Raw genomic sequence first — 26,575 nt, forward strand, 5'->3', positions numbered from 1 at the left:
GGTTTGAATAGAGTCTTCTTCTCATCTGTCAAATCTTTCACAATTTGCTGGAATTAGCACCTTATTAACAAACTGTTAATGGTTGCTGAGGCGTCATAGGGCCAGTCCCTCTACCTCTCTAGATAAGAATGTTCGTATGAAATTTTTATTATGTTTTTAACTTTACAACAAAAGATAATTGAATTGCAAGTTTATTTTAAATAATTTTTATTTTTACGCAAGTATCATTGACTTTTACTTTTGTGCATGCTAAATTTATTAAAAAATTAACAAACATTGTTAAAAGGGGAACGCATTTCCTTTTAGCTACATAAATAAAATAATAAAGACAACTCTTATTGAGAGCGGTGGAGGGAAAGGCCCTGTGAAACCCGGCAACCTTCAAACGAAATGTTTGAAACGGTGCTAATACCTGCAAAACGAATGTTTTGCATAATAAGAGGAGGAACGATTATGTTCCCCTCTTCAAAGTGAAGAGGGGGTTTTTATATTGATAGAAATGAGGGAGATTCGTGAAATTACTAGATTTATTATCAAAAGGAATTGTAATAGGTGATGGTGCGGTTGGGACGTTATTGCATTCACATGGTTTGCAAAGTAGCTTTGAAGAATTGAATGTATCTGATCCAGACTTAATTATATCGATTCATAAACAATATGTAGCTGCTGGAGCAGATGTAATTCAAACGAATACGTATGGGGCAAATGAGACGAAATTACGTATGTATGGTTTAGAAAATCAAGTTACAGAAATTAATAGAGCGGCAGTAAAACTGGCGAAAGCATCTGTTACAGACAGAAATGCAATTTTAGGAACAATTGGTGGTATGAAACACATCGGAGCCGTTACAACGACTGATATGGAAAGGGAGTTTATGCTACTTGAACAGGCAGGGGCTTTACTAGAAGAACAGGTTGATGGATTACTATTAGAAACTTTTTACGATGAATTTGAATTACTTCATGCCGTTAAAGTATTGCGTAAGCAAACGAATATTCCAATTGTTGCTCAATTAGCGTTACATGAAGCAGGTACGACTCAAAATGGAAATGATGTCAATGAAATATTAAAGCAACTTATAGATTGCGGTGCAAATGTTGTTGGATTGAATTGTCAACTAGGGCCGCTTCATATGACGGAAGCTTTCAAAATGATATCGATTCCGCAAAATGGCTATTTATCAGCATACCCAAATGCAGGTCTCCCGAATTATGTGGAGGGACGTTATGTATATGAGGGAAGCCCAGCTTATTTTGAAGCGATGACACCGAGATTTATTGAGCAAGGTATTCGAGTATTGGGTGGTTGTTGTGGTACGACTCCAGAACATATTCAAAGTATGAAGCGCGCTGTTGCGAATATTACCCCTGTAATAGAAAAAGACACGATTCAAAGGCCGAAAGTCGTTCATACGCATGAGAAACGTTCGAAGGCTCACGTCACTCTAGCAGAGAAAGCGAAAAAACAAACGACAGTTGTAGTGGAATTAGATCCACCGAAAACGTTAGATACACAGCGTTTTTTTGAAGGAGCAAGAGCGTTAAAAAGAGCGGGAGCAGATGCTATTACTCTAGCAGATAATTCATTAGCATCGCCTCGCATCTCGAATATGGCAATGGGTGCGTTATTAACCAAGCATGATATCCCAGTATTGACACATTTAACGTGTAGAGATCATAACGTCATTGGACTACAATCTCATTTGTTAGGTTTATCGGCGTTAGGGATGGAAGAAGTGCTAGCTTTAACTGGTGATCCAGCGCGCGTTGGTGATTTTCCCGGTGCAACTTCTGTATATGATTTATCCTCTATTGAGCTCATTAAAATGATTAAAGAAATGAACGATGGACGTTCAATTTTAGGGAAATCAATTGGACCGGCGACAAGGTTTTCTGTAGGCGGCGCATTTAATCCTCACGTGAGGCACTTAAAAGCAGCGGTTAAGCGAATGGAACGAAAAATAGATGCTGGAGCGGAGTATTTTTTAACTCAGCCAATTTACGATATCGCGCTAATTGAAGAAGTGTATGAAGCGACAAAGCATTTGGAACAACCTATTTTTATTGGAATTATGCCGTTAGTAAGTAAGCGGAATGCAGATTTTCTTCATTTTGAGGTGCCGGGTATTACTCTTCCTGAAGAAATAAGAGAGAGAATGGATGGACACGAAACGAAAGAGGCAGCAATTGAGGAAGGGATTCGCATTTCGCAAGAATTAATCGACATAGCGATGAAATATTTTAATGGTATTTATCTTATTACACCATTTTTAAAGTATGAAATTACAGAACATCTTGTTAAATATGTAAGAGAAAAGCAAGAAGTGAAAGAAGGTATTAATTGATGAAGTGTATAGAAGAAAAATTACAGAATAGCATTTTAATATTAGATGGGGCAATGGGGACAATGATTCAGCAAGAGGATTTAACTGCTGAAGATTTCGGAGGAGAAGAGTACGAGGGCTGTAATGAATATTTAGTAGAAACAAGACCAGACGTTATTTTAAAAATTCATAAAGCTTATATTGAAGCTGGAGCGGATATTATTGAAACAAATACATTTGGGGCAACGAATATTGTACTAAGTGATTATGAGCTGTCTCATTTAGATGAAGAACTAAATGAAAAGGCAGCACTTTTGGCGAAGCAAGCTGTTAAAGAAAGCGGGAAGGAAGTATATGTTGCGGGAGCAATGGGACCAACAACGAAAGCAATTAGTGTTACAGGTGGTGTGACTTTTGAAGAATTGATTGAGGCTTATACAAGGCAGGCACGAGGATTGTTAAAAGGAGAAGTTGATGTATTACTCGTTGAGACGAGTCAAGATATGCGTAACGTGAAAGCAGCTTATATTGGAATTCAAGCTGCTTTTGAAGAAATGAAAAAAACGGTTCCTATTATGATTTCAGGAACGATTGAGCCAATGGGAACGACTCTGGCTGGGCAAACAATTGAAGCTTTTTATTTATCAGTAGAACATATGAAACCATTATCTGTTGGATTAAACTGTGCGACTGGTCCGGAGTTTATGAGGGACCATATTCGTTCACTATCTGATTTATCGGAGTGTTACATTTCTTGTTATCCAAATGCAGGTCTTCCTGATGAAGATGGACATTACCATGAATCTCCATCTTCTCTTGCTGAAAAGGTGAAGCGATTTGCTGAAGAAGGATGGGTTAATATTATCGGTGGTTGTTGTGGCACGACACCAGAACATATAAAAGCAATGAAATCCGCGCTAGCATCTCTTAAGCCTCGTGACCATCATGAGAGAGAAGGACATGGAATTAGTGGATTGGAGGCACTGCAATACGATGAGTCTATGAGACCGTTATTTGTAGGTGAAAGAACGAATGTTATTGGATCACGTAAATTTAAACGATTAGTAGCAGAAGGGAAATTTGAAGAGGCTGCTGAAGTGGCAAGGGCGCAAGTGAAGAAAAATGCTCATATTATTGATATTTGTATGGCAGATCCTGATCGTGATGAAATAGAAGATATGGAGAAATTTTTGACAGAAGTTACGAAAGTGTTAAAAGTACCGATTATGATTGATTCAACGGATGAAAATGTTATGGCAAGAGCACTTACTTATATTCAAGGAAAAGCTGTTATCAACTCTATTAATTTAGAAGATGGAGAAGAGCGTTTTGAAAAGGTAACACCGCTTCTTCGTAAGTATGGTGCTGCAATTGTAGTTGGTACAATCGATGAAGATGGTATGGCAGTAAGTGCTGAAAGAAAATTAGAAATTGCAAAAAGAAGTTACGAATTATTAACGACGAAATATGGAATACGTCCGTCAGATATTATTTTTGATGCACTTGTGTTTCCAGTAGGGACAGGTGATGAAGAATATATTGGTTCAGCGGCAGCGACTATAGAAGGAATTCGTCTTATTAAAGAAGCGTTACCAGAGTGTTTAACGATTTTAGGTGTAAGTAACATATCATTTGGTTTACCACCAGCTGGACGTGAAGTATTGAATTCCGTCTTTTTATATCATGCTACGAAGGCTGGATTAGATTACGCGATTGTTAATACGGAAAAATTAGAACGCTATGCGTCGATTCCAGAGGAAGAAAAACACCTTGCAGATGCATTACTGTTTGAAACGACTAAAGAGACGTTAGAAGAATTTACAAACTTTTACCGAGTCGCTAAAAAGAAAGATGTCGTTGTGCAAGAAACGTTAACGCTTGATGAAAGACTAGCAAATTATATTGTAGAAGGTACGAAACAAGGATTACACGAGGATTTAAGTCTTGCACTTGAAGAAGGAAGAAAACCTCTTGATATTATTAACGGTCCGCTTATGACAGGGATGGACGAGGTAGGACGACTATTTAATAATAATGAACTTATTGTTGCTGAAGTATTGCAAAGTGCCGAAAGTATGAAAGCTGCTGTAAGTTATTTAGAGCCATATATGGAATCTAGTGATAGTGCGAAAAAAGGGAAAGTATTATTAGCAACTGTAAAAGGTGACGTGCATGATATTGGGAAAAATCTCGTTGAAATTATTTTAGCGAATAACGGATATGAGATTATTAATTTAGGAATTAATGTACGTTCAGATCGAATTGTTCAAGAAGTACAAGAAAAGAATCCGGACATTATAGGACTTTCAGGTTTATTAGTAAAATCAGCGCAACAAATGGTAACGACTGCTGAAGATTTAAAAGCTGCAAATATTGATGTTCCCATTGTTGTAGGTGGTGCAGCATTAACGAGAAAGTTTACAGATAATCGGATTTCACCATCATATAAAGGGCTCGTTTGTTATGCGAGTGATGCGATGACGGGGCTCGATATTATTAATAAGCTTCAAAAAGAAGAAGAGCGTGAGAAGATGAAACAGGATAAGAAAGAACGGCATCTTCATATCGTAAAAAAAGAGGAGAAGAAAGTAGAAATTCCAGCAGTAATTGAGCCATTACCAAAGGCTGAGGTTATCGTGCCTGATTCAACAAAACGAATTGTATTACGCGATATTCCCGCCCTTCATCTCGCTCCATTTTTAAATAGACAAATGCTACTTGGGCATCACCTTGGATTAAAAGGAAATGTGAAGAAGCTTTTGAAAGAGGGAGATAAGAGAGCGCATGAATTAAATGATTTAATAGATGAATTATTGCAAGAAGGACAATCTTGGTTAAAGCCAAAAGCAGTGTATCAATTTTTCCCAGCGCAAAGCGATGGACAAAACATTGTAATATATGATCCAGAAGATCATACGCGTGTTATAGAGCGTTTCACGTTCCCTAGACAAGGAAAGGCCCCCTATCGTACTTTAGGCGATTATTTGCGCCCAATTGGAGATGAGATGGACTATGTTGCTTTCTTATCTGTTACGGTTGGGGAAGGAGTTCGGGACATTGCTGAAGAGTGGAAGGCGAAAGGTGATTACTTACGTAGTCATGCCATTCAATCGTTAGCGCTTGAATTAGCAGAAGGACTTGCTGAAAAAACACATATGCTCATTCGTGACCGCTGGGGCATTTCAGACTCACCTGAACTGACGATGGAAGAACGTTTCCGTACGAAATATAGAGGAATACGCGTGTCATTTGGTTATCCGGCGTGTCCAGAACTTGCAGATCAAGAAAAGCTATTTCGCTTAATTCATCCAGAGGAAATAGGTATTTCATTAACAGAAGGATTCATGATGGAGCCAGAAGCTTCCGTAACGGCTATGGTATTTTCTCACCCTGAGGCAAGATATTTTAGTGTATTATAGTCTAGAAGGGGGAGACGTATGAAGAAAATAGTCTTTACAGGTGGCGGTTCGGCAGGACATGTAACACCTAATTTAGCCATTATCCCACATTTACAGGAAGACAACTGGGATATCTCTTATATTGGTTCTCATCAAGGTATTGAGAAAACGATTATAGAAAAGGAAGGCATTCCCTACTATAGTATTTCGAGTGGAAAGCTACGTCGTTATTTTGATTTGAAAAATATAAAAGATCCTTTTCTTGTAATGAAGGGTGTTATGGATGCGTATGTAAGGATTCGAAAACTAAAACCAGATGTGATTTTTTCAAAAGGCGGTTTCGTATCTGTACCAGTCGTAATTGGAGGATGGCTAAATAGAGTACCAGTTTTATTACATGAATCTGATATGACGCCAGGACTAGCAAATAAAATTGCGCTTCGTTTTGCTTCGAAAATATTTGTTACATTTGAAGAAGCAGCGAAGCATTTACCGAAAGGAAAAGTAATATATACGGGATCTCCTGTACGTGAAGAAGTGCTGAAGGGAAATCCTGAAACAGGTTTAGCATTTTTAGGTTTTTCACGTAAAAAGCCAGTTATTACGATTATGGGAGGCAGCTTGGGCGCGAAGAAAATTAATGATACGGCTCGAGAAGCATTACCAGAACTTCTTAAAAAGTATCAAATTGTTCACCTTTGCGGAAAAGGTAACCTTGATGAAAGTTTACAAAATAAAGAAGGATATAGACAATTTGAATATGTACATGGAGAACTGCCGGATATATTAGCGGTAACAGATTTTGTTATTTCACGCGCGGGCTCCAACGCAATTTTTGAATTTTTAACATTACAAAAGCCGATGGTTTTAATTCCATTATCGAAATTTGCAAGCCGTGGAGATCAAATATTAAATGCAGAGTCCTTTGAAAGGCAAGGGTATGCCTCCGTATTATATGAAGAAGATGTAACTGTAAAATCTCTGATAAAGTATGTCGAAGAATTGAATCAAAATAATGAGAAGTATAAAACAGCACTAAAAAAATATAATGGAAAAGAAGCAATTCAAACAATCATTCAAAATATTTCAGAGGCATGATGAAACAATCATGCCTCTTTTAGTAGGGTGAAAGATTCCAAGAATTGATATGTTTATGTTACAATAAAGTGAAACTTTAATCAGTTGGGTGCATCCCACATCTAACTTCTTTACTTTTACTGAAATTTGAGGAGGGAGTCTTACTGCCCTCAAATAGCGGGATAATAACTGGGTTAATAGAGAAATTCCAATTAATGAGGCGTGAAAATACGAATGGATTAGGAGTGACTGTGTTGGAGCTAAGTCTCTATGAAAATACTGCACTTATTATATGCTTTGTGTTGTACGTTGGTAGTGTTATTGTTTATATTTCAAGGAAATTTTCGCAAGAAAGAGAGCTTGAAAAGTCAGAGATAACAGCTGAACTAGAAATGTTAGCTGATGAAAGTTATAAAAAACAAAAAATAAAAGAAGACCATGAAGCATCCCATCATTTAAACGCAAATAAGTTTTAAAGATGGGGATTTTTTTTGAAGTTGTTCTTTATTATAGCTATAACAAATAACGCTAAAAAGGAGTTTCCCCATACATAATGAAGGAGTGTATATAAATGAATTTTTATATCGCCTCAGGTTTCCAAAATAAACATCTTGTACGTTCCGTAGCAAATGAACTGAAACATGCAGGATGGCACCATACATATGATTGGGCCAAAAACGAAAGAGTAGCGAATCAAGAACAATTAAGAGAAATTGGTCAGGCAGAACAAAATGCTGTAAAAGAAGCGGATGTGTTTTTACTTATATTAGATGGCGGAAACGGGAGCCATACAGAGTTTGGAATGGCGATTGCGCTAGAGAAAACGATATATGTATATCATGCAGGAAATCCGCTCCAAACAACGTTCTATCACTTGCCAGAAATAAATATTTTTGAAGGAGATGTAGCTGAGTTTGCATCTTATGTTATGAATCATGTGAAATAATGTAACTACCTAAAAGGTTATAAAAGTGATCTTTTGGGTACAGTGATGATAAGAAACGTATATAAAGGAGTACATAATATGAAATTAGAAAATGGATGGGAAACGAGCTTTTTAGAAGTCGTACAAAATAGTGAATTTAAGAAAGAGGCACTTCTTAGTCAATTGCTTTGTCAGGATAGTGAAGAAGTAGAAGAGCTTGTGGATGATTACGGCTACGAAGAACTTGTTGAACGTGAACATGATGATGAGTTAGCTGAAATCTTAGGAGAAGAACTTTTTAGTGAGATGGAACGCCAAGTATTCTTATCTTCAAACCCAGAAGAAAAACTTATTGCATTCGTCAATGGATTAGGTTTTCATGTGTTAGATTGGATCGTTCTTCTTGAAACAGAATTTGGAATTGATAGTGCAAACTTTACATCAGATGCTGTAAAGGTGTTAGAAAAGCGTTTCAGACAGTTTCCGTACATAGAGGACAATACAATTTTTGATATGACATTTGGAGAATCGATGGATGTATTAGAATCTGTTACAGGATTACAACTAAAGGAAAAGATGAACATATAATGAAAAAAGAACGTGATTGGATCACGTTCTTTTTTTACATAATAATAATTTTATCATCTAGTTTTGTCTGCCCGGTAAGAAGTGCGTTTAAATATTCCACTTTTCTTATACAAGCTTGTATATGTCTTTCAACCTCTTGTAACTCTGCTTGGTGATGTGTTTCAATTGGATGAATTTGTACGTTGAATTTTTCAAATTGACTACTATATGTTATTTCTGCATAGCCGCTCATAATATCGGTTTCGTTATGAAATAAAAATTGCCTCGTTTTGTCACAGAATGATACATCCTGAAAGCCATATACTTTTAATGCTTCAATTACTTTTTTTATCATTTTTGTATTCATTTTTTTAACCCTCTTTACGAAGTTCTACTTTTATATTATAACACAAAAAATTACATAGAAAGCGCTTCCAAGTGTATTTTATTATAAACTTTACGTTTCAATCACAAAAATGAAACAAAGAAAAAATAATTGTAAAGAAGGAAGGACTCTTTTATTGTTTCGTCATATATATAGAGAAATAGTGCAATGAAAGGAAATTTTCCGAGGTGGAGATCGTATTTCCAATTTGAGCGCAGTAAAAGAGGTGAAAATCTTGAACTTTGATATTGTAGGACAAAAAGCATATATAAAAGATGGACCGCATCGGAACCGAATTGGAATTGTAAAGAAAAACGAGACAAAATTAGCATCGCAGTTTGCTATTGTAATTGGAGAACAAATCATTGATGTAGAGCTAAAGGATATCGTGTTAGTTGGGGTGGACGTAGGACAATTTCATAAATGGTGCGAACAAAATGGTTATTTGTGAAAAGGACGGGCTGTGAGATAATGAAATATATTTGAGAGAAGAGAATATGTTATTATATTCTCTTTTTCTATGTGTAAGGAGGCGGAGATGAAGTATACAGAACGAGATTTTACACTGGAATTGAAAGAGAAAATTCAATGCATGGAGAAGGAAATAGAACGGATATCACTTAAACTTTATAAAGAGTATTCGCATTTATACATAGAAAAAAACATGGAATTAGATATGGGACTTGTTAAAGATAAAGAGCATCCTTTTGAGGTGGGATATGGTTCATCAGTTGCTATAGCTATATTAGATGAAGAAAAAGAGATGATTGGATTTTACAATATACCAATTTGGAAATGCGAAAGAATCTTTTTAGGAATGCCAATTCAATTAAACATTTTGGGTAGTAAGAAAGTAGGGGAACTCGCTGATGAATCTTGTTATGAGATTGAGGAAGAGTTAAAAGAGCAATTAAAAGAATACTTGGAGTGATAATTCTCAAGATAAGATCTATAAAGAGGGAACGGAATAAAAAAGACGCTAACAATTGTATGTTAGCGTCTTTCTTTCATTATGAAGCAATTTCACCAGTTTTTGTATCGTCTTGATTGTACGTATCTTGATCTAATTCACCAAGCCATTTACTTGAAATAAGACCTGCTGTCATAGAACCACTTACGTTAAGAGCTGTACGACCCATATCGATTAATGGCTCAACTGAGATAACTAGAGCAACAATACCGATTGGTAAGTTCATTGTAGATAGTACGATTAAAGCTGCGAATGTTGCACCGCCACCAACTCCGGCAACACCGAATGAGCTAATAGCAACAACAGCGATTAAAGTTAAAATAAATTGTGGTTGTAATGGATCAATTCCTACAGTTGGAGCGACCATCATTGCAAGCATTGCTGGATAAATACCTGCGCAACCGTTTTGTCCGATAGATACCCCAAATGAAGCTGCGAAGTTTGCAATTCCTTCGGAGATACCAAGCTTTTCTTTTTGAGCTTCAATATTTAATGGCATCGCACCAGCACTAGAGCGAGATGTGAATGCAAAAGTTAGTACAGGGAACACTTTTTTCAAATATTGAATTGGATTTAAACCAGACAATGCAATTAATAATAAGTGAATGATAAACATTACGATAAGTGCTACATAAGAGGCTAACACGAAGTTACCAAGCTTTAAAATAGCATTTATATCGCTACCAGCAACTGTTTTTGCCATAAGAGCTAATACGCCGTATGGAGTAAGGCGTAAAATTAATGTTACCATACGCATTACGATTGCATATACAGCATCAAGCATTTTCTTAAATAGCTCTGCTTGTTCTGGATATTTTCGTTTTACACCTATAAAGGCAATGCCGATAAAGGCTGCAAATATTACGACAGAAATTGTTGATGTTGGACGAGCGCCTGTTAAATCAAGAAACGGATTTGTAGGCAATAGCTCTAATAATTTATCTGGAATTGTTGTCTTTTCAATAGAAGTAAATCTTTCTTCAACTAGTTTCAGACGAGCAGATTCTGCATCACCTTGTTGCAAGCCTGTTGCAGATACATCAAATCCTGCACTTGCAGCGATTCCTGTAGTAAGAATTAAAATTCCGATAATAAGACCACTAATTTTACCAAGGTTTTTCGTTAACTGTAATTTTGTAAATGCTGAAATAATAGATACTAAAATAAGTGGCATAACGATCATTTGAAGTAATTTCACATAACCGTTACCAATTAAGCCAAACCAAGTATTTGATTCAATAATTACTTTAGAAGTTGGCTCATAAATGAATTGTAATATAAGACCGAATAAAATTCCGACTCCTAAAGCGGTAAATACACGTTTATTAAAAGATACATGCTTACGTTGCATATAATATAATACGCCAACTAAGATGAGCATGACTGCAACGTTAATTCCGACAAGCAGTGTATTCATGTTGATTCCCCCTAATTCCAATCTGTTATATAGAATATAAGGTAATAAAACCTATAAGTCAACTAGGAAATTCCGGGATTAAAAAAAAGATGGCAAAATGCCATCTTTTAATGTCCAGCCCCAGGGACAAGTAAAAATGTCGTGTAGTATGTAAATCCTATGAAGAAAACAGTTAAATATGCCCCGAATACGTATATATACATACGCTCTGTTAATTTTAAATAGCTTAAAAGTACGAAGAAACCTGTTTGTCCTAAAAATAGTAGTGCAGCCTGTTGCATATCTCCTACGTAAAACATAACCGAGAAAATTCCAGTCCAAAAGCCGAGAACGCGAAACATGCGATCCATGCTATTTCCCTCCTTTTCTAGAAAAAGTAAAACCTCTTTTCATTATAGTTTATTTTTCTTACTATTGTAAATATTCATTCATATAAAAAGAAGCCAATTATTATTGGCTTCTTTTTATATGAGAAATTAAATTGTTAGTTTATAATTACAAGATTTACATCCATCTAATAGACTATCATTTCGAGTTAATTCCATGTTAGGGAATAGGATTTCAAAAATTCCTTTCATCATATCTCCGTGCATGTTACAAATTTCAGTTGGATGATGAACAGCCACTTCTTTAAATGGACAATTGTGTACATCATAGAAAATTTTTGTTCCATCTGCACTTAATTCAAATGCAGGTGATAAGCCGGCTGTTGAGAAAGCTTCTTTTGCAATTTGAACTTTTTGTTCTACTGTTAAAGCACCTTCACTCACATTTAAACGTTGCATATGTTGTTGCATTAATTCGGCCCCGAATTGTTTTCCTGTTTCGTATAGCGCTTTCTCACCAGCAGCGCCAAGGCTAAGTAAAGAATTAAATGCTATTCTTGCTAACAATTGATAATCACGGAATGGAAATTGCAATTGAATAACATCTTCAGATAAGACATATAATCTGCTTGGTCTTCCGCCTTTTCCAGTTTTCTTTGTTTCCGATTTAAGCATATGAACATCTTCTAATTTAGATAAATGTAAACGTGCTACGTTTGGATGAATATCGAATTCATCTGCAATTTCTTGTACAGTTACGTAACTATGTTTTTGCGAAATATATTTATAAATGTAATAACGAGTTGGGTCAGCTAAAACACCTGTAATTTTTAAAGCTTGTTCCATGAGGATCTCCACCTTTATCACTTTATCCAAGATAATAACATTATAATACAGATAAACATGAGTATAGGTAATTTCAGACAATAATTCGGAAATTGTTCATAATTTCACAAACATATTTTTCCTTTTTCCTCTATTGAAAATACAAAAATCCAAATTTCTATTGTGCATGTTTTCATGCTATATACATAGTGAGGAGGGAAAAGTGATGAATGGGATTGAAATTTTTGCGAATACAATTTTAAAAGAAGCGTGTAGGGTACAAGCGTCAGATTTACATATTGTGCCCCGGCAGAAGGATGTAGCGGTGCAACTACGTATAGGAAAAGATTTAATGACGAGACAATGTATTGAAAAGGAGTTTGGAGAAAAACTTGTCTCACATTTTAAATTTTTAGCATCTATGGATATAGGAGAGAAACGGAAGCCACAGAATGGTTCGTTGTATTTGCAAATTGATGGACAAGAAGTATATTTACGCCTTTCAACACTTCCAACAGTATATCAAGAAAGTCTCGTTATTCGCCTTCATTTACAAGCATCTGTTCAGCCCTTATCACATCTTTCGTTATTTCCAAGTACGGCAGCAAAACTACTCTCGTTTTTACGCTATTCACAGGGGCTACTCGTGTTTACTGGACCGACTGGTTCTGGGAAGACAACGACAATGTATGCATTATTAGAGGTAATTAGAAAAAAGAAAACACGTCGTATCATTACACTTGAAGATCCGGTTGAAAAAAGAAGTGACGATGTATTACAAATTCAAATAAATGAAAAAGCGGGTCTTACATATGAAACAGGATTAAAGGCTATTTTACGTCATGATCCAGATATTATTTTAGTCGGTGAAATCCGTGATGAAGAAACAGCAAAAATAGCTATAAGAGCAAGTTTGACAGGACATTTAGTAATGACAACGCTGCATACGAATGATGCGAAAGGAGCAATCATTCGTTTCATGGATTATGGTATAACGAGGCAAGAGATTGAACAGTCTTTATTGGCTGTAGCTGCACAGCGACTTGTCGAATTGAAATGTCCGTTTTGCAGAGGGAAGTGCTCAACTTTATGTAAATCAATGAGGCAAGTAAGGCAAGCAAGCATTTATGAGCTGCTATATGGGTATGAGTTAAAACAAGCGCTTAAAGAAGCGAATGGAGAATGTGTTACTTACAAACATGAGACTTTAGAATCGTCAATACGAAAAGGATATGCTTTAGGGTTTTTAGAAGATGATGTTTATGTTTAAGAAAACTTGGAGTTTAAGTAATCAAGTAGTATTGTTGAAACGTTTAGGAGAATTATTAGAAAAAGGCTACTCTCTTTTACAAGCATTAGAATTTTTACAGTTTCAATTACCTGTAGAAAAGAAAGTACAATTGCAACGCATGGTTGAGGGATTAAAAGATGGGAAAAGTCTACACGATTCTTTTCATCAGTTAAGGTTTCATCAGGACATGTTAAGTTATTTATTTTATGCCGAGCAACATGGTGATATTTCTTTCGCTTTGCAACAAGGAAGTGCACTTCTTTATAAGAAAGATAAGTATAGGAGAGACATGATGAAAATAATGCAGTATCCTATGTTTTTGGTGTTTTTTCTACTAATCATGCTTTTTATTTTCAACCTCATCTTATTACCTCAGGTTGAAATGGTTTATAGTTCGTTCGGTTCTAATACACCACTACTTACAGAACAAATTTTAAGTGCAATAAAAATGCTACCTTACATTATTTTAACCGCTATTGTAACTGTTATTATTGGATGTAGTTTATATATGTTGTATTTTAGGAAACTTCCACATATTAGACAGGTAAAAATCATGCATCGTATTCCCTTCATCAAAACATTTCTTATTTTAAAGCATTCACATTATTTTGCTACTCAGTTGAGTGGTTTATTAAATGGTGGACTATCAGTATGCGAAGCTTTAACAATAATGATGGAGCAAAGATATCATCCGTTCTTTCAATATGAAGCGAGCCGAATTGAAAGACAATTAATTGGAGGAGAACAGTTACAATCTATCATTGCTAAAAGTGGGTATTACGAGAAAGAACTTTCTTATGTTATTACGCATGGACAAGCAAACGGTAATTTAGCGATTGAATTAGGTGACTATAGCGATCTTATTATGGAAAAGATGGAACGGAAAATTAAACATATGGTAGTTATCATTCAGCCTATTTTATTTACATGTATTGGAGGAATCGTTGTCCTTATGTATTTAGCGATGATTATGCCGATGTTTCAAATGATGAATTCTATTTAGGAGGCATTTGTATGCAGAATGAGGAAGGATTTACTCTGTTAGAGATGCTATTAGTAATGGTTGTCATAACTATATTATTACTATTAATTATTCCGAATGTAGTTACACAGCGCTCATCGATCCAAGGAAAAGGGTGTGCAGCTTACGTGAAATCTATAGAAGCGCAAATACAAGTATATCAATTACAACATAATAAAATTCCATCGTTAAAAGAACTGATAGATGAAAAGTATATTACAATTGATAAGTGTCCGAATGGCGAATCTATTCATATTTCAGATGATGGCACAGTATCAATTAGGACATTGTGAAACAACAGGGGTTTACTTTTTTAGAGATGTTACTCGTTTTATTTGCTATTTCTGTATTGAGTATAGTTACGTATTTTAGTGTTCATTCCTTATACGAGCGACAAAAAGTTGAACAATTTTTGAGACAGTTTTCAAATGATGTTTTGTATATGCAGCAATTAGCGATAAACCGTCAAAAGCACTATACATTACGTTGGTATAAAGATAGAAATTTGTATGCTATAAAAGAGTTAGGTACAAAGTATTATATCGTCAAGCGGGAGTATGAAGAAGATATACAAATTGATTTGCATACGTTTCCAAACCCGATGACATATAATCCAAGTGGAAATATTAATAGAGGTGGTACGATTATAATTTCGTATCGAAATTATAAATATGAAATTGTATTTCAGCTTGGAAGAGGGAGATTTACGTATCGTGAAATGTCAAAAAGGGTCCATAATGGCTGAAATGATTGTGTCGTTAAGTGTTTTAATGATGGCTGTATCGTTACTACTACCGCAAACAGTATTAGTTATGCAAGAAAGAAAAAATATACAAATTCGTTATAAGGCATCTGGGTTATTAAAAAAAGAAGCAGCTATATATATGTATGGAAATGAAGAAAAGCGAATAATAGAAAAGAATATGAATGGAATTGTGTATTACACATATTGGGGAGGCAATGAAGTTTGTACCATGTGGAGAGATGTGAAAGAAAGAATGGTGGAACAATGCTTTTATGTAGGAGAAAAAGTAAATTAGAATTTGGTTTTTCATTAATAGAAATGATTGTATGTCTGTTTCTATTATCAATATTTTTTTTGCTCTTTCCCCGCCTACATTTCATTGAAATGGAAAATAAACAGTCAAAAGGATTAAATGATTGGGAGTGGGATGTGTTTTTAGGTCAAACGCAATTGGAGTTTCGTGAAGTATCATCTGGAGAACAGCTAGCATTTGAAAATGGAGAAAGTATTTTAAGATTCCGATCGCGTAATGGGAGTGAAGTATCATATGAAAAAGAGAATAGTCGTCTTATAAGAAAGGTAAATAGGCGTGGGAGAGAAGTTGTTTTACAAAATATTGGAACGGTTTCTTACAAACTAACACCTCATGTACTCATTATAAATGTGAAAGATACTAGTGGGAAAATATATGAAGGGGTAGTTATGCGATATAGTGAAATGGAAATGAATGTATGAGAGGGCAAAATGGGTTTACAATGCCTGGAACGATCATCTTTCTTATTTTATTAACTTCTTTTTTTATATACGAAACCAATATGCTGCTTACAGATAAAAATTTTTATATGGAAATAGAACAAAAGTTTTTACTGGATGAACTACTTAACCGATCTATTACAGATATAAAAAAAGACTTACAGCAAAAAGAAAAAGAAGGTGCATTTTTCTTTCAGTATGAAAAGGGAGAAGCGAGTGGGAATTATGTTTTTGAAAATGATTCAATTTTCGTTGCGTTGCAGTGCAAACTCAAACAGGAAGCTTTCTATACGGTGAGCTTTCGGTATAGAAAAAAGGATGGAAAAATAGTCGATTGGATAGAAGGATAATATGTAAAAAATACGAAGAAAAACCAGGGATTTCTATTGTGAATTGAATTGATTTTTTAGAAGAAATGGATAAATATAATGATTAAAAGTTTAAATTTTCTCAAAAAAGAGAAAGGTAGAAAGAATGTGATATATTCATGCTATCCAATCATTATTTTTAGGGAGAATAGGGAAAAGACAAACAACAATCAAATAGGTGAAAATAAGGAACAAACTATTTTTGATCATAAAGGAAATACGATTATGACAGAAGATAGAGAAATACACATTATTTCAAAATTCGAAGAACCTCTTATTGTCGTATTAGCAAATGTACTAAGTGATGAAGAGTGTGATAAATTGATTGAAATGTCTAAAAATAAAATGAAGCGTTCTAAAGTTGGTTCATCACGTGATGTAAATGATATTCGAACAAGTAGCGGTGCATTTTTGGAAGACAATGAACTTACTTCAAAGATTGAAAAACGAATTTCATCTATCATGAATGTTCCTGCGTCGCATGGTGAAGGATTGCACATTTTAAATTATGAAGTGGATCAACAATATAAAGCACACTATGATTATTTTGCGGAACATAGTAGATCAGCTGCTAACAATCGTATTAGTACGCTTGTAATGTACTTAAATGATGTAGAAGAAGGCGGGGAAACGTACTTCCCGAAATTAAATCTTTCTGTACATCCTAGAAAGGGAATGGCAGTATACTTTGAGTATTTTTATCAAGATCAATCACTAAATGAGCTTACGTTACATGGAGGGGCACCTGTAACGAAAGGCGAGAAATGGATTGCAACGCAGTGGGTGAGAAGAGGTACTTATAAGTAAAAGCGAGTGTTACGTTTTGTTCTTCATAGTATAAGAACAAAACGTTTTTTTATTAAACAAAGTAGCATCTTTCGTTATAATAACAATTAATAAATGACGATTGAGAGGACAGAAAATGAAATCTATATACATAACCGGCTACATGGGAGCAGGGAAAACAACAATTGGAAAAGCGTTAAGTAAAGAACTTCATATGGATGTTGTAGATACTGATCAAAAAATCGAAGAGAAGCAAGAGAAGGCAATTCGAAATATTTTTGCCGAAGAAGGCGAAATGGCTTTTCGGGAATATGAAAGCGAAATGTTGCGTTCGCTACCAGTCCATAATGTCATTATTACAACTGGTGGGGGAATTATTGAACGAGCGGAAAATCGCAAGTGGATGAAAGAGAACGGAACTGTCGTGTATTTATATTGTGATCCGCATGTAATTGCAGAAAGGCTTCGTGAAGATACGACACGTCCACTATTTCAAAAGAAAGATATAGATGCATTCGTAACGAAATTTGAATCACGCCGAGCTTATTATGAAGAGGCTCACATTCATATCGATACGACAAATAAGTCTGTAAAGCAAATTATGAATGAATTAAAGGAAAAGATTAATGTATAAAAAAGTGGACATACTAATCAAGTAGAGGTGATGATAATATGTCTACTAATGATTATGTTCGCTTTGTGACGCAGCAGTTTGTGTCGTATATGGATGCTCCAAAAGAAGATCGAAAACAAAAGAAAGAACAACGCCGTGCTGAAAAAGAGCCATTTATGAATAAGTGGTTTGGTGTTATGCCGCTGAGTGCTGCTTTGTTTTACCGAAATGTAAAAAGTAAAAGAAAAAAATCAAGTTGAATTTTAGTCATATGTTTAGCAAACCAAAAATCCCCTAGTGTCGTATTACACTAGGGGATTTTTATTTACTGCACGGATTCTTGTTCTTCCGTAACGGCATGTATTTTATTGTTCACCCATACAAATCCTATTCCGATACAAATAGAAATGCCCCAGCCTACAGCGGTCATAATCGCTCTCATTTCACCATAGCCATCTACACCAAAAACAGAGATGAAATAAATTTTTAAAAAGCTTTTTAATATAAATTGTAGCCCGAAAAATAACGTTAAATATTGCAGTGCTGGATATATACGACTATCACGATAAAGCTCACGACTTTTATCGCGATCATGGCCTTGCAGCGCTGCAATATCCGCAGCGAAATATAACATGAGTGGTTTTTTTATGAAAATTGTACATATGACGATAATACCGAGTACGATGTGATAATACGCATCGTTCCATAACATTCGTTCAGCTGACCCAGATAATAGATCTACCGTTGTATTAGAAATGAGTGTAATTAAAATAAAGAATCCTGTCACGTTAAACTGTTTTTCTTTTTTAAAGGTATACAGTGTATAAATAATCCCCGGAACAGAGGAAAGTAACATCGCGTAATAAGGATCGATATAAGGTTTTGCAAATTTCCAAATGAGGAATGGGATTACGAGATAAAAGACAAGATCTAATATAGCTTTTTTATTTTGATTCATACAAAGCCTCCTTAAGTCATACATATATTTTATAATATAATTTCTGAAAATTGTATAAGGTTTAATGGGAAAAGAAAAAATATATCAATTTTTGAGGGATTAGTAGATTGAAAAAAATTGCCCCTAGCGTAGTAAGTTTTTTTAGTATATAATAAAGGAAACGCTTTCATTTTTAGTTTGTTCACAAAATGGACGGAAAATCACATATTTACTATCGATATGTTGCTTTATAATGAAACTAATTAAATATACATGCATACAATATTGTGAAATAAATAACATAAATAATCTATATAAATGTAAACGTTATCAAAAGAGAGAGGTGGAGACAATGAGTAAATTTTTCTTCAATCATAATCCAGCAACAGTAGAGGATGGAAGGCTTGTTAAATATGCTGAAATTATTTATGGAGAAGGTGGCCGTTCTGTATTAGAAAATTTAATGGTGAAGGCATCTATCAGATTGCGTGATCGTTATCCGAATAAATCTGACGAGCAGATCTCGAACCTAGTAAATAAAGGCATCCATGATATGTTTCAAAAATATGTGAGCGAGTAAGAGTAGCCAATGGCTGCTCTTATTTTTTTGTATAAGGATTGAAACTCTAGCTGAAAATAAACATGTATTTTGAAAAACGCAAAAAGGAGTGGGAAAGATGAGCAATGGAATTGGACGTTCGAAAGAAAATCTTCCAACTGATGCAAATCATGTGAGCGCAAAGGATCGTGCACAGCAGAAACGTATGGCACAGAAAAAACAGCAAGAGCGTAGTGGCGATAGCGAGTAGGGTAGAAAATAGCTCAAAAGAGGCTCCTTCTAAAGCAGAAGGAGCTTCTTCAAGATAGAAAATGATTCGCGGTAACATAAAAAAGGCCACCGTTAATAATTTGCACTGTAATACGTGGTTCATACTGTTCTTGCAGAGCTTGTTTTTCAATTTCATAGCTCTCAGGAAGTTCGTCACTTTCTTCATAAAAACGGTTTAAAAGGTCTAGATCATGATTCCAACGCACTCTTGCTTCTTTTGCCCACGTATGGTCATCTTCTGCAATTATATTTTTTAAAGCGTCTTCTATGCGTTGTAAACCACTTTGAGGTTTAATGATGGGCGAGAGCGTAAAACAAAAATCAGGTATTTTTGGTGTAAGTTTAATGTTTGTTAATGTTTCATGAAAGTTTGCCATCATTGTCCCAGAAATGAGATGAATGCCAATCGAGTGAAGGATGTCTTTTTTTCGATCACATTGATAGGAAACTTTTATATTAATACCGAGCCAAGGGTGGAGCGGTGTATGTGTTGCCCCATTATGTCTTACATCCTCATATAAACGTATGTAAGAGCCTAATTCTTTTGTCGTTTGGAAAATTTGATGTAGACGTGGTGAACCGTAGTGAATAAGCTCACCATCATTTTCTTCATTTTCTGGATTTGTAATAAGAGTAAGGCGCATCGGATTCGGTACGCCTCCTGTTTTCTCAAGATAGTGCCAATAAAAAGGGCGATTCATTAATAATTTATCCATCTCAATTGTTAACTGTACATCTAATAAATGAGGAGAACGTTCTAAAATTTCACAGTTATTCGCCTCAAAGAAATTGTATAAGTAATTATGAATTTCATGTTGCTGCATAGCCTTGCACCTCAGCTTCATTTCGTTTCGCAAAGTCGATAATAGATGTTAAGTTTTCCATCTTAATTCTAATTTCACCTTCGCTTTTTGATTGCGCGAAAATTTCTTGAATGTGCGCGTCGATGTTTTTCATATTAATTCTCGTTAAAATTTCATCGAGTTCACCGATAACACGCTCGAATAAGTTGATTTTTTCATATAACAGTTTCAAAATATGTTCTTCAACAGTATGCTTTGTAGCTAAGTTATAAATATGAACATCATTCTTTTGACCGAGACGGTGAATACGTCCGATTCTTTGCTCAAGACGCATTGGATTCCATGGCAAATCATAATTGATCATATGGCTACAAAACTGTAAGTTAATGCCTTCTCCGCCAGCTTCCGTTGCAATTAACACTTGGGCACGATTTTGGAAAAGTTCTTTCATCCAATCTTTCTTCCCGCGTTTAAATCCGCCGCGGAATGGGACAGAAGAAATACCGTGTTGTTGTAAAAACCATTGTAAGTACATCTGTGATGCTCGGTATTCCGTGAAAATGACGACTTTATCGTCAATTTCTTTTATAAGCTCTAGAGCTTTAGTTGCTTTCGAGTTGAAAGGAATATGATTAATTTTGTCCATTAGCACATCGATATGTGGATCTTTTATATAATGTTCATTTTCTTTCTGTCTTTTTTCTACATGCTTTTTCAATGAATAGTAAACAGCCTCACGACTACTACACGCTTCCCGTTTTAAAGTTAACGATGAGAAAGCAGATGTGAAGGCGTCTTGTCCTCGCCAATTTTCGATATCATTATATAGAGCTTGTTCTTGTTCATTAAACTCAACAAAAATTGTACGTACATGTCTCTTCGGCCAATCGATACCGGTATTATGTCGTCTATTTCGCACCATTACTTTGTTAATGAGAGCTTTTAAGTCTTCATCTGATTCGGCTGAGCGATTTTTGGAAGCGTAATATTCTTCAAAGTTGGATTGATTGCCTAAATGTCCTGGCTTTAATAAAGAAACAAGGTTAAAAATTTCATCAATCTTATTTTGAACAGGAGTAGCGGTTAGTAATAAACAAAACTTCTTTTTTAATCGTTGTGCAAATTCATAGTTTTTTGTTTTATTATTTTTCAGTTTATGTGCTTCATCGATAATAATAAGGTCATATTCTAAGTTCAACACGATATCGCGATGTGGTGAACGTTTCGCAGTATCAATTGATGATACGATTACGTCAGCTTGTTCCCACGAGTAGCTTTTCTTTTGTGCTACAGCGGGAATGAAAAACTTTGTATTCAGCTCGTATGCCCATTGTGATACGAGAGAGGCTGGGACAAGTATAAGTACCTTTTTCACAAGCCCGCGGACCATGTATTCTTTCAAAATAAGTCCAGCTTCGATTGTTTTTCCAAGACCTACTTCATCTGCTAGAATCGCTTTACCATTCATTTGTTCAATCACATTTTGAGCGACTTCTAATTGATGCGGAAGCGGCGTGAAATGGGATAAATGTTTCGGTGCTTGTAGTCCATCAAAAGTAGGAACAAGTAACGATTTTTCTGTTTCATAAGCTAAGTGATATAAATCCCAGTTTGTCCAAGGACCATCTTCATCAATTCTATTTAAAAAATTGTTTTGCCACGTCCGATCTACGGAAATATCGACATTCATTACGACTCTCCCACCTTTTATAAACTAAAGTAATTATTTTTTAATGTATGATGATTTGCCTCAAAAGAAGGCATAATTATCGTTATTAAAGGCTATATGATAGACAATAATAAAGTATTAAATCTCAAAAGCTGTATTTATTGTGTTTTAACATAAAAAATTCTAAATTATTTTTTATGCTAGAATATTGATGAAATATAGCGAATGATGTTAGGATAATGGTGTGAAATGTGTGGAATCTTTCGTATTTTATCCAAGAAAGTGATTTTTTATTTACGCTTTCATAAAAAAATATAATGAGATTCCGTATATCCTATCTTTTCAGAATGAAAATGTTTAGAAAAAGGAAGCAACTTTTATTGATTTGTCAAAGCATAAGGGGGAGAGAGCATGATTACATTACAACGTACACCGTTATTTGATGTATACGCGAAGTATGGTGGGAAAACAATCGACTTCGGTGGTTGGGAATTACCAGTTCAATTTTCAAGCATTAAAGAAGAACACGAAGCTGTACGTACAGCTGCAGGTTTGTTCGACGTGTCTCATATGGGAGAAGTTGAAGTAAAAGGTGTAGATAGTTTAGCATTTTTACAACGTGTTGTTACAAATGACGTATCTACCTTAAAGGTAGGGGGCGCACAATATACAGCTATGTGCTACGAAAATGGTGGTACAGTAGATGATTTATTAATCTACAAACGTGGTGAAGAAGACTATTTATTAGTAATCAATGCATCAAATATCGAGAAAGATTACGAATGGTTAGCAAGTCATGTAATTGGCGATGCGACAGTAGTCAATGTTTCTAGTGAAGTTGCACAGCTTGCAATTCAAGGACCAAAAGCAGAAGGCATTTTACAAAAAGTTGTGTCAGAAGATTTGAAAGAAATTAAGTTCTTTAAATTTAAAAACAATATTCTTGTAGATGGAATTCCAGCACTTGTATCTCGTACAGGTTACACAGGTGAAGATGGATTCGAAATTTACTGTAAGAGTGAAGATGCTGCAAAACTTTGGGAGAAACTTCTTGAAGTTGGAGCAGAAGAGGGCTTAAAAGCATGTGGTTTAGGTGCTCGTGATACACTTCGATTCGAAGCAACATTACCACTTTATGGACAAGAATTATCAAAAGATATTACACCGATTGAGGCTGGAATTGGCTTTGCGGTAAAAACAAATAAAGAAGCAGACTTCTTTGGAAAAGCAACGTTAAAAGAGCAAAAAGAAAACGGTGCGCCTCGTAAATTAGTCGGCATCGAAGTAATCGAACGTGGAATTCCTCGTACGCATTACCCTGTATTTATTGGTGAAGAAAAAATTGGGGAAGTAACGAGTGGTACACAATCTCCAACGTTAAAGAAAAGCATTGGTTTAGCACTAATTGATGTAAAATACGCAGCAGTTGATACAGAAGTAGAAATTGAAATTCGTAATAAACGCGTCAAAGCAGTAGTTGTTCCAACACCATTTTACAAACGTTCAAAGTAACGGGGAGAGGGGTAGATTTCATGTTGCATCGTTATCTTCCAATGACAGAAGAAGACAAAAAAGAAATGTTACAAACGATCGGCGTTCAAACGATCGATGAATTATTCTCTGATATTCCAGAGAGTGTTCGTTTTAAAGGGGATTTAAAAATTAAAGAAGCAAAATCAGAGCCAGAGCTTTTAAAAGAGCTATCTCAAATGGCTAGTAAAAATGCTAACTTAAAAGAATACGCTTCTTTCTTAGGAGCAGGCGTATACGATCATTATGCTCCAGTAATTGTAGATCATGTTATTTCTCGCTCAGAATTTTATACAGCTTACACACCATACCAACCGGAAATTTCACAAGGGGAATTACAAGCAATCTTTGAATTCCAAACAATGATTTGTGAATTAACAGGAATGGATGTAGCAAACTCTTCTATGTATGACGGAGGTACAGCTTTAGCTGAAGCGGCAATGTTAGCAGCTGGCCATACTCGCAAAAAGAAAATTCTTGTATCTAGCGCGGTTCATCCAGAATCAAGAGCAGTACTTGAAACGTATGCAAAAGGTCAAAATCTTGAAGTTGTTGAAATTAATCATAAAGATGGTGTAACAGATTTAGACGTATTACAAAGTGAAGTAGATGATACAGTTGCTTGTGTAATCGTTCAATATCCAAACTTCTTTGGACAAGTTGAAAAATTAGCTGATATTGAAAAAATCGTTCATCAACAAAAATCATTATTTATCGTTTCTTCAAATCCATTATCATTAGGCGCATTAACACCACCAGGGAAATTTGGTGCTGATATTGTAATCGGTGATGCACAACCATTTGGTATCCCAACGCAGTTTGGTGGACCGCATTGTGGTTACTTTGCAACAACGAAAGCATTTATGCGTAAAATTCCAGGACGTCTTGTTGGACAAACTGTAGATTCAGATGGTAAACGTGGATTTGTATTAACGTTACAAGCACGTGAACAGCATATTCGCCGTGATAAAGCGACATCTAACATTTGTTCAAACCAAGCGTTAAATGCATTAGCAGCTTCTGTTGCAATGACGGCACTTGGCAAACAAGGTGTGAAAGAAATGGCACGTCAAAACATTTCTAAAGCACAATATGCAAAACGTCAATTTGAAGCGAAAGGCTTTACTGTAACATTTGCTGGACCATTCTTCAATGAGTTTGTTGTAGATTGCAAACGTCCAGTGAAAGAAGTAAACGATGCATTATTACAAAAGAATATTATCGGCGGTTACGATCTAGGCCGTGATTATAAAGAGCATGAAAACCATATGCTTGTAGCGGTAACTGAGCTTCGTACGAAAGAGGAAATTGACACACTTGTAAACGAAATGGGGGCTATCCAATGAAGAACCAAGACCAAGCACTTATCTTTGAAGTGACTAAAGAAGGACGCGTAGGATATAGCTTACCCAAATTAGATGTAGAAGAAGTGAAACTAGAAGATGTGTTTGAGAGCGATTATATTCGAGTAGAAGATGCAGAGCTACCAGAAGTATCTGAACTTGATATTATGCGCCACTATACAGCACTTTCAAACCGTAACCACGGTGTTGATTCTGGATTCTATCCACTTGGATCTTGTACGATGAAATATAATCCGAAAATTAATGAGAGTGTAGCTCGTTTCGCAGGATTTGCAAATATTCATCCACTGCAAGATGAAAAGACAGTACAAGGTGCAATGGAATTAATGTACGACTTACAAGAGCATTTAATCGAAATTACAGGTATGGATACTGTTACTTTACAACCAGCAGCTGGTGCACACGGAGAATGGACAGGTTTAATGTTAATTCGTGCATACCATGAAGCAAATGGTGACTTTAACCGTACGAAAGTAATTGTGCCTGACTCTGCTCACGGAACGAATCCAGCATCTGCAACTGTAGCTGGTTTTGAAACAATTACAGTAAAATCAAATGAAAATGGCCTTGTTGATTTAGAAGACTTAAAACGTGTTGTCAATGAAGAAACAGCAGCACTTATGTTAACAAATCCTAATACATTAGGTCTATTCGAAGAAAATATTTTAGAAATGGCAGAAATCGTCCATAATGCAGGCGGTAAGTTATACTATGATGGTGCAAACTTAAATGCGGTATTAAGCCAAGCACGCCCAGGAGATATGGGGTTTGACGTTGTGCATTTAAACCTTCATAAAACATTTACAGGTCCTCACGGCGGTGGTGGCCCAGGTTCTGGTCCAGTAGGTGTGAAAGCTGATTTAATTCCGTACTTACCAAAACCGATTTTAGAAAAAACGGAAAATGGTTATCACTTCAACTACGACCGTCCAGAAGCAATTGGTCGTGTGAAACCATTCTATGGTAACTTCGGAATTAACGTTCGTGCATACACGTATATTCGCTCTATGGGTCCAGATGGCTTGCGTGCAGTAACTGAGTATGCTGTATTAAATGCGAACTATATGATGAGAAGATTAGCGCCATTCTACGATCTTCCATTCGATAGACATTGTAAGCATGAATTTGTATTATCAGGTCGTCGTCAAAAGAAACTTGGCGTACGTACATTAGATATTGCAAAACGTCTGCTTGATTTCGGTTACCATCCACCAACAATTTACTTCCCATTAAATGTGGAAGAATGTATTATGATTGAGCCGACAGAAACAGAATCAAAAGAAACATTAGATGGTTTCATTGATAAGATGATTCAAATCGCTAAAGAAGTAGAAGAAAATCCAGAAGTTGTACAAGAAGCACCGCATACGACAGTCATTAAACGTTTAGACGAAACGATGGCTGCACGTAAACCAGTTTTACGTTATGCAAAGCCAGCTCCTGTACAAGTTTGATTAGAATAACAAAAAAAGAACTCGCTGCGGCGGGTTCTTTTTTTGTATGGAGAATTTGTGCAGAAATAGTGAAGAAAATGTTAAAAAATTATATTTTTTGTTTCCTAATGGTGTAAAGGTGTAGTTTTATAGGTAGTTTTGTTGAAAAAGTCGGTTTGATAAAAGTATTTATTTTTGTTAGAATTTTATTGAAATTAA

Annotated in this window: 31 protein-coding genes and 2 riboswitches; of the genes, 23 read left to right on the forward strand and 8 right to left on the reverse strand. The window is 35.5% G+C overall.

Annotation, left to right across the window (positions count from 1 at the left end):
• Positions 1 to 18 precede the first annotated feature (18 nt).
• Positions 19 to 129: riboswitch (SAM riboswitch) on the reverse strand.
• A 203-nt stretch (positions 130 to 332) separates the two neighbouring features.
• Positions 333 to 442, forward strand: a riboswitch (SAM riboswitch).
• A gap of 70 nt (positions 443 to 512) precedes the next feature.
• The 6 genes from MHI28_RS25885 to MHI28_RS25910 all read left to right on the forward strand — a co-directional run bounded on the left by MHI28_RS25885 (position 513) and on the right by MHI28_RS25910 (position 8,312).
• On the forward strand, positions 513 to 2,345 hold the full coding sequence (locus MHI28_RS25885; protein ID WP_000770368.1) for a bifunctional homocysteine S-methyltransferase/methylenetetrahydrofolate reductase: 1,833 nt from the start codon (positions 513 to 515) through the stop codon (positions 2,343 to 2,345).
• Positions 2,345 to 5,743: a methionine synthase gene (gene metH, locus MHI28_RS25890; RefSeq protein ID WP_000649723.1), complete on the forward strand. Its 3,399-nt coding sequence runs from the start codon at positions 2,345 to 2,347 to the stop codon at positions 5,741 to 5,743. The genes MHI28_RS25885 and metH overlap by 1 nt, the downstream gene beginning before the upstream one ends.
• A gap of 18 nt (positions 5,744 to 5,761) precedes the next feature.
• The gene (locus tag MHI28_RS25895) at positions 5,762 to 6,820 is read left to right on the forward strand and encodes an undecaprenyldiphospho-muramoylpentapeptide beta-N-acetylglucosaminyltransferase (protein ID WP_000724743.1); all 1,059 of its coding nucleotides are present in this window, start codon (positions 5,762 to 5,764) and stop codon (positions 6,818 to 6,820) included.
• A gap of 194 nt (positions 6,821 to 7,014) precedes the next feature.
• On the forward strand, positions 7,015 to 7,275 hold the full coding sequence (locus MHI28_RS25900) for a DUF3966 domain-containing protein (RefSeq protein WP_001250699.1): 261 nt from the start codon (positions 7,015 to 7,017) through the stop codon (positions 7,273 to 7,275).
• A 95-nt stretch (positions 7,276 to 7,370) separates the two neighbouring features.
• Positions 7,371 to 7,745 (forward strand): nucleoside 2-deoxyribosyltransferase, encoded by a 375-nt coding sequence (locus MHI28_RS25905; protein ID WP_001012340.1) that lies wholly within the window; start codon positions 7,371 to 7,373, stop codon positions 7,743 to 7,745.
• A 78-nt stretch (positions 7,746 to 7,823) separates the two neighbouring features.
• On the forward strand, positions 7,824 to 8,312 hold the full coding sequence (locus MHI28_RS25910) for a hypothetical protein (protein WP_000764263.1): 489 nt from the start codon (positions 7,824 to 7,826) through the stop codon (positions 8,310 to 8,312).
• Between the two features lie 34 nt (positions 8,313 to 8,346).
• Here MHI28_RS25910 and MHI28_RS25915 read toward each other — a convergent pair whose 3' ends face one another.
• Complete coding sequence (locus tag MHI28_RS25915; protein WP_001093240.1) at positions 8,347 to 8,658, reverse strand: hypothetical protein; 312 nt, start codon at positions 8,656 to 8,658, stop codon at positions 8,347 to 8,349.
• A 253-nt stretch (positions 8,659 to 8,911) separates the two neighbouring features.
• On the opposite strand from MHI28_RS25915, the gene MHI28_RS25920 reads away from it, so the two are divergent.
• Both MHI28_RS25920 and MHI28_RS25925 read left to right on the forward strand, forming a co-directional pair.
• The gene (locus tag MHI28_RS25920) at positions 8,912 to 9,127 is read left to right on the forward strand and encodes a DUF3912 family protein (protein WP_001008326.1); all 216 of its coding nucleotides are present in this window, start codon (positions 8,912 to 8,914) and stop codon (positions 9,125 to 9,127) included.
• A gap of 87 nt (positions 9,128 to 9,214) precedes the next feature.
• The gene (locus MHI28_RS25925; RefSeq protein WP_000877907.1) at positions 9,215 to 9,607 is read left to right on the forward strand and encodes a hypothetical protein; all 393 of its coding nucleotides are present in this window, start codon (positions 9,215 to 9,217) and stop codon (positions 9,605 to 9,607) included.
• A 79-nt stretch (positions 9,608 to 9,686) separates the two neighbouring features.
• Here MHI28_RS25925 and MHI28_RS25930 read toward each other — a convergent pair whose 3' ends face one another.
• The 3 genes from MHI28_RS25930 to MHI28_RS25940 form a co-directional block, all read right to left on the reverse strand.
• Positions 9,687 to 11,063: an L-cystine transporter gene (locus tag MHI28_RS25930; protein WP_197265999.1), complete on the reverse strand. Its 1,377-nt coding sequence runs from the start codon at positions 11,061 to 11,063 to the stop codon at positions 9,687 to 9,689.
• Positions 11,064 to 11,170: 107 nt separating this feature from the next.
• Positions 11,171 to 11,413 carry a DUF2626 domain-containing protein gene (locus MHI28_RS25935; protein ID WP_000375619.1) on the reverse strand — a complete coding sequence of 81 codons (243 nt, stop codon included), beginning with the start codon at positions 11,411 to 11,413 and terminating at the stop codon, positions 11,171 to 11,173.
• Positions 11,414 to 11,539: 126 nt separating this feature from the next.
• Positions 11,540 to 12,235: a helix-turn-helix transcriptional regulator gene (locus MHI28_RS25940; RefSeq protein ID WP_000434110.1), complete on the reverse strand. Its 696-nt coding sequence runs from the start codon at positions 12,233 to 12,235 to the stop codon at positions 11,540 to 11,542.
• Positions 12,236 to 12,440: 205 nt separating this feature from the next.
• Here MHI28_RS25940 and comGA point away from each other — a divergent pair, with 205 nt between their 5' ends.
• The 10 genes from comGA to MHI28_RS25990 all read left to right on the forward strand — a co-directional run bounded on the left by comGA (position 12,441) and on the right by MHI28_RS25990 (position 18,051).
• The gene (gene comGA, locus MHI28_RS25945) at positions 12,441 to 13,484 is read left to right on the forward strand and encodes a competence type IV pilus ATPase ComGA (protein WP_001013181.1); all 1,044 of its coding nucleotides are present in this window, start codon (positions 12,441 to 12,443) and stop codon (positions 13,482 to 13,484) included.
• Positions 13,471 to 14,508 carry a competence type IV pilus assembly protein ComGB gene (comGB, locus tag MHI28_RS25950; RefSeq protein ID WP_003257965.1) on the forward strand — a complete coding sequence of 346 codons (1,038 nt, stop codon included), beginning with the start codon at positions 13,471 to 13,473 and terminating at the stop codon, positions 14,506 to 14,508. Before comGA ends, comGB begins: the two co-directional genes overlap by 14 nt.
• Before the next feature lie 11 nt (positions 14,509 to 14,519).
• Positions 14,520 to 14,819, forward strand: a complete 300-nt coding sequence (gene comGC / locus MHI28_RS25955) for a competence type IV pilus major pilin ComGC (RefSeq protein WP_001178680.1) — start codon at positions 14,520 to 14,522, stop codon at positions 14,817 to 14,819.
• Complete coding sequence (comGD, locus tag MHI28_RS25960; protein ID WP_002082168.1) at positions 14,816 to 15,271, forward strand: competence type IV pilus minor pilin ComGD; 456 nt, start codon at positions 14,816 to 14,818, stop codon at positions 15,269 to 15,271. The genes comGC and comGD overlap by 4 nt, the downstream gene beginning before the upstream one ends.
• A complete protein-coding gene (locus MHI28_RS25965; protein WP_000829465.1) occupies positions 15,264 to 15,566 on the forward strand; it encodes a hypothetical protein in 303 nt (100 codons plus the stop codon). The genes comGD and MHI28_RS25965 overlap by 8 nt, the downstream gene beginning before the upstream one ends.
• Positions 15,536 to 16,006 (forward strand): competence type IV pilus minor pilin ComGF, encoded by a 471-nt coding sequence (comGF, locus tag MHI28_RS25970; RefSeq protein ID WP_000923110.1) that lies wholly within the window; start codon positions 15,536 to 15,538, stop codon positions 16,004 to 16,006. The genes MHI28_RS25965 and comGF overlap by 31 nt, the downstream gene beginning before the upstream one ends.
• Positions 16,003 to 16,374 (forward strand): competence type IV pilus minor pilin ComGG, encoded by a 372-nt coding sequence (gene comGG / locus MHI28_RS25975; protein WP_001214886.1) that lies wholly within the window; start codon positions 16,003 to 16,005, stop codon positions 16,372 to 16,374. Before comGF ends, comGG begins: the two co-directional genes overlap by 4 nt.
• 78 nt (positions 16,375 to 16,452) lie before the next feature.
• Entirely contained in the window at positions 16,453 to 17,199 is a 747-nt protein-coding gene (locus MHI28_RS25980) for a 2OG-Fe(II) oxygenase (protein ID WP_340828332.1), read from the forward strand.
• A 115-nt stretch (positions 17,200 to 17,314) separates the two neighbouring features.
• The gene (gene aroK / locus MHI28_RS25985; protein ID WP_000836635.1) at positions 17,315 to 17,812 is read left to right on the forward strand and encodes a shikimate kinase AroK; all 498 of its coding nucleotides are present in this window, start codon (positions 17,315 to 17,317) and stop codon (positions 17,810 to 17,812) included.
• A gap of 38 nt (positions 17,813 to 17,850) precedes the next feature.
• A complete protein-coding gene (locus MHI28_RS25990; RefSeq protein WP_000106083.1) occupies positions 17,851 to 18,051 on the forward strand; it encodes a YqzE family protein in 201 nt (66 codons plus the stop codon).
• A 65-nt stretch (positions 18,052 to 18,116) separates the two neighbouring features.
• Here MHI28_RS25990 and MHI28_RS25995 read toward each other — a convergent pair whose 3' ends face one another.
• On the reverse strand, positions 18,117 to 18,749 hold the full coding sequence (locus MHI28_RS25995) for a VC0807 family protein (protein ID WP_001073111.1): 633 nt from the start codon (positions 18,747 to 18,749) through the stop codon (positions 18,117 to 18,119).
• A gap of 141 nt (positions 18,750 to 18,890) precedes the next feature.
• On the reverse strand, positions 18,891 to 19,007 hold the full coding sequence (locus MHI28_RS26000; RefSeq protein WP_003279814.1) for a hypothetical protein: 117 nt from the start codon (positions 19,005 to 19,007) through the stop codon (positions 18,891 to 18,893).
• Between the two features lie 73 nt (positions 19,008 to 19,080).
• On the opposite strand from MHI28_RS26000, the gene MHI28_RS26005 reads away from it, so the two are divergent.
• Together MHI28_RS26005 and MHI28_RS26010 are read left to right on the forward strand one after the other, a co-directional pair.
• Positions 19,081 to 19,308, forward strand: coding sequence for a hypothetical protein (locus MHI28_RS26005; protein WP_000032702.1), 228 nt, complete (start codon positions 19,081 to 19,083; stop codon positions 19,306 to 19,308).
• Positions 19,309 to 19,405: 97 nt separating this feature from the next.
• The gene (locus tag MHI28_RS26010; protein WP_000064665.1) at positions 19,406 to 19,537 is read left to right on the forward strand and encodes a hypothetical protein; all 132 of its coding nucleotides are present in this window, start codon (positions 19,406 to 19,408) and stop codon (positions 19,535 to 19,537) included.
• Positions 19,538 to 19,586: 49 nt separating this feature from the next.
• On the opposite strand, the gene MHI28_RS26015 is transcribed toward MHI28_RS26010, so the two are convergent.
• Positions 19,587 to 20,381, reverse strand: coding sequence for a YqhG family protein (locus tag MHI28_RS26015; protein WP_001183963.1), 795 nt, complete (start codon positions 20,379 to 20,381; stop codon positions 19,587 to 19,589).
• Positions 20,368 to 22,050 carry a DEAD/DEAH box helicase gene (locus MHI28_RS26020; RefSeq protein WP_001100040.1) on the reverse strand — a complete coding sequence of 561 codons (1,683 nt, stop codon included), beginning with the start codon at positions 22,048 to 22,050 and terminating at the stop codon, positions 20,368 to 20,370. The genes MHI28_RS26015 and MHI28_RS26020 overlap by 14 nt, the downstream gene beginning before the upstream one ends.
• 390 nt (positions 22,051 to 22,440) lie before the next feature.
• On the opposite strand from MHI28_RS26020, the gene gcvT reads away from it, so the two are divergent.
• Genes gcvT through gcvPB form a run of 3 tightly spaced genes read left to right on the forward strand, consistent with a single transcriptional unit; the run spans position 22,441 to position 26,377 of the window.
• Entirely contained in the window at positions 22,441 to 23,541 is a 1,101-nt protein-coding gene (gcvT, locus tag MHI28_RS26025) for a glycine cleavage system aminomethyltransferase GcvT (RefSeq protein ID WP_000631776.1), read from the forward strand.
• A 20-nt stretch (positions 23,542 to 23,561) separates the two neighbouring features.
• Positions 23,562 to 24,905 (forward strand): aminomethyl-transferring glycine dehydrogenase subunit 1, encoded by a 1,344-nt coding sequence (gcvPA, locus tag MHI28_RS26030; protein WP_000903240.1) that lies wholly within the window; start codon positions 23,562 to 23,564, stop codon positions 24,903 to 24,905.
• Positions 24,902 to 26,377: an aminomethyl-transferring glycine dehydrogenase subunit 2 gene (gcvPB, locus tag MHI28_RS26035; protein ID WP_000795712.1), complete on the forward strand. Its 1,476-nt coding sequence runs from the start codon at positions 24,902 to 24,904 to the stop codon at positions 26,375 to 26,377. The genes gcvPA and gcvPB overlap by 4 nt, the downstream gene beginning before the upstream one ends.
• The last annotated feature ends 198 nt before the right edge of the window (positions 26,378 to 26,575 follow it).

The organism is Bacillus sp. FSL K6-0268, from assembly GCF_038005425.1.
GTDB lineage: Bacteria > Bacillota > Bacilli > Bacillales > Bacillaceae_G > Bacillus_A > Bacillus_A thuringiensis_S.

Bases quoted from the DNA above. Each gene is read 5' to 3' on its own strand.
- MHI28_RS25980 (WP_340828332.1), top strand. From the start codon at position 16,453: ATGATTAAAAGTTTAAATTTTCTCAAAAAAGAGAAAGGTAGAAAGAAT.
- comGB (WP_003257965.1), top strand. From the start codon at position 13,471: ATGTTTATGTTTAAGAAAACTTGGAGTTTAAGTAATCAAGTAGTATTG.
- comGA (WP_001013181.1), top strand. From the start codon at position 12,441: ATGAATGGGATTGAAATTTTTGCGAATACAATTTTAAAAGAAGCGTGT.
- MHI28_RS25995 (WP_001073111.1), bottom strand. From the start codon at position 18,749: ATGAATCAAAATAAAAAAGCTATATTAGATCTTGTCTTTTATCTCGTA.
- MHI28_RS25900 (WP_001250699.1), top strand. From the start codon at position 7,015: ATGAGGCGTGAAAATACGAATGGATTAGGAGTGACTGTGTTGGAGCTA.
- comGC (WP_001178680.1), top strand. From the start codon at position 14,520: ATGCAGAATGAGGAAGGATTTACTCTGTTAGAGATGCTATTAGTAATG.
- comGF (WP_000923110.1), top strand. From the start codon at position 15,536: ATGCTTTTATGTAGGAGAAAAAGTAAATTAGAATTTGGTTTTTCATTA.
- MHI28_RS25915 (WP_001093240.1), bottom strand. From the start codon at position 8,658: ATGAATACAAAAATGATAAAAAAAGTAATTGAAGCATTAAAAGTATAT.
- MHI28_RS25910 (WP_000764263.1), top strand. From the start codon at position 7,824: ATGAAATTAGAAAATGGATGGGAAACGAGCTTTTTAGAAGTCGTACAA.
- MHI28_RS25965 (WP_000829465.1), top strand. From the start codon at position 15,264: ATGGCTGAAATGATTGTGTCGTTAAGTGTTTTAATGATGGCTGTATCG.
- MHI28_RS25930 (WP_197265999.1), bottom strand. From the start codon at position 11,063: ATGAATACACTGCTTGTCGGAATTAACGTTGCAGTCATGCTCATCTTA.
- comGG (WP_001214886.1), top strand. From the start codon at position 16,003: ATGAGAGGGCAAAATGGGTTTACAATGCCTGGAACGATCATCTTTCTT.
- MHI28_RS25990 (WP_000106083.1), top strand. From the start codon at position 17,851: ATGTCTACTAATGATTATGTTCGCTTTGTGACGCAGCAGTTTGTGTCG.
- metH (WP_000649723.1), top strand. From the start codon at position 2,345: ATGAAGTGTATAGAAGAAAAATTACAGAATAGCATTTTAATATTAGAT.
- MHI28_RS26005 (WP_000032702.1), top strand. From the start codon at position 19,081: ATGAGTAAATTTTTCTTCAATCATAATCCAGCAACAGTAGAGGATGGA.
- gcvT (WP_000631776.1), top strand. From the start codon at position 22,441: ATGATTACATTACAACGTACACCGTTATTTGATGTATACGCGAAGTAT.
- gcvPB (WP_000795712.1), top strand. From the start codon at position 24,902: ATGAAGAACCAAGACCAAGCACTTATCTTTGAAGTGACTAAAGAAGGA.
- MHI28_RS26010 (WP_000064665.1), top strand. From the start codon at position 19,406: ATGAGCAATGGAATTGGACGTTCGAAAGAAAATCTTCCAACTGATGCA.
- MHI28_RS26020 (WP_001100040.1), bottom strand. From the start codon at position 22,050: ATGAATGTCGATATTTCCGTAGATCGGACGTGGCAAAACAATTTTTTA.
- MHI28_RS25905 (WP_001012340.1), top strand. From the start codon at position 7,371: ATGAATTTTTATATCGCCTCAGGTTTCCAAAATAAACATCTTGTACGT.
- MHI28_RS25895 (WP_000724743.1), top strand. From the start codon at position 5,762: ATGAAGAAAATAGTCTTTACAGGTGGCGGTTCGGCAGGACATGTAACA.
- MHI28_RS25935 (WP_000375619.1), bottom strand. From the start codon at position 11,413: ATGGATCGCATGTTTCGCGTTCTCGGCTTTTGGACTGGAATTTTCTCG.
- gcvPA (WP_000903240.1), top strand. From the start codon at position 23,562: ATGTTGCATCGTTATCTTCCAATGACAGAAGAAGACAAAAAAGAAATG.
- MHI28_RS26000 (WP_003279814.1), bottom strand. From the start codon at position 19,007: ATGCATGTATATTTAATTAGTTTCATTATAAAGCAACATATCGATAGT.
- aroK (WP_000836635.1), top strand. From the start codon at position 17,315: ATGAAATCTATATACATAACCGGCTACATGGGAGCAGGGAAAACAACA.
- MHI28_RS26015 (WP_001183963.1), bottom strand. From the start codon at position 20,381: ATGCAGCAACATGAAATTCATAATTACTTATACAATTTCTTTGAGGCG.
- MHI28_RS25940 (WP_000434110.1), bottom strand. From the start codon at position 12,235: ATGGAACAAGCTTTAAAAATTACAGGTGTTTTAGCTGACCCAACTCGT.
- MHI28_RS25925 (WP_000877907.1), top strand. From the start codon at position 9,215: ATGAAGTATACAGAACGAGATTTTACACTGGAATTGAAAGAGAAAATT.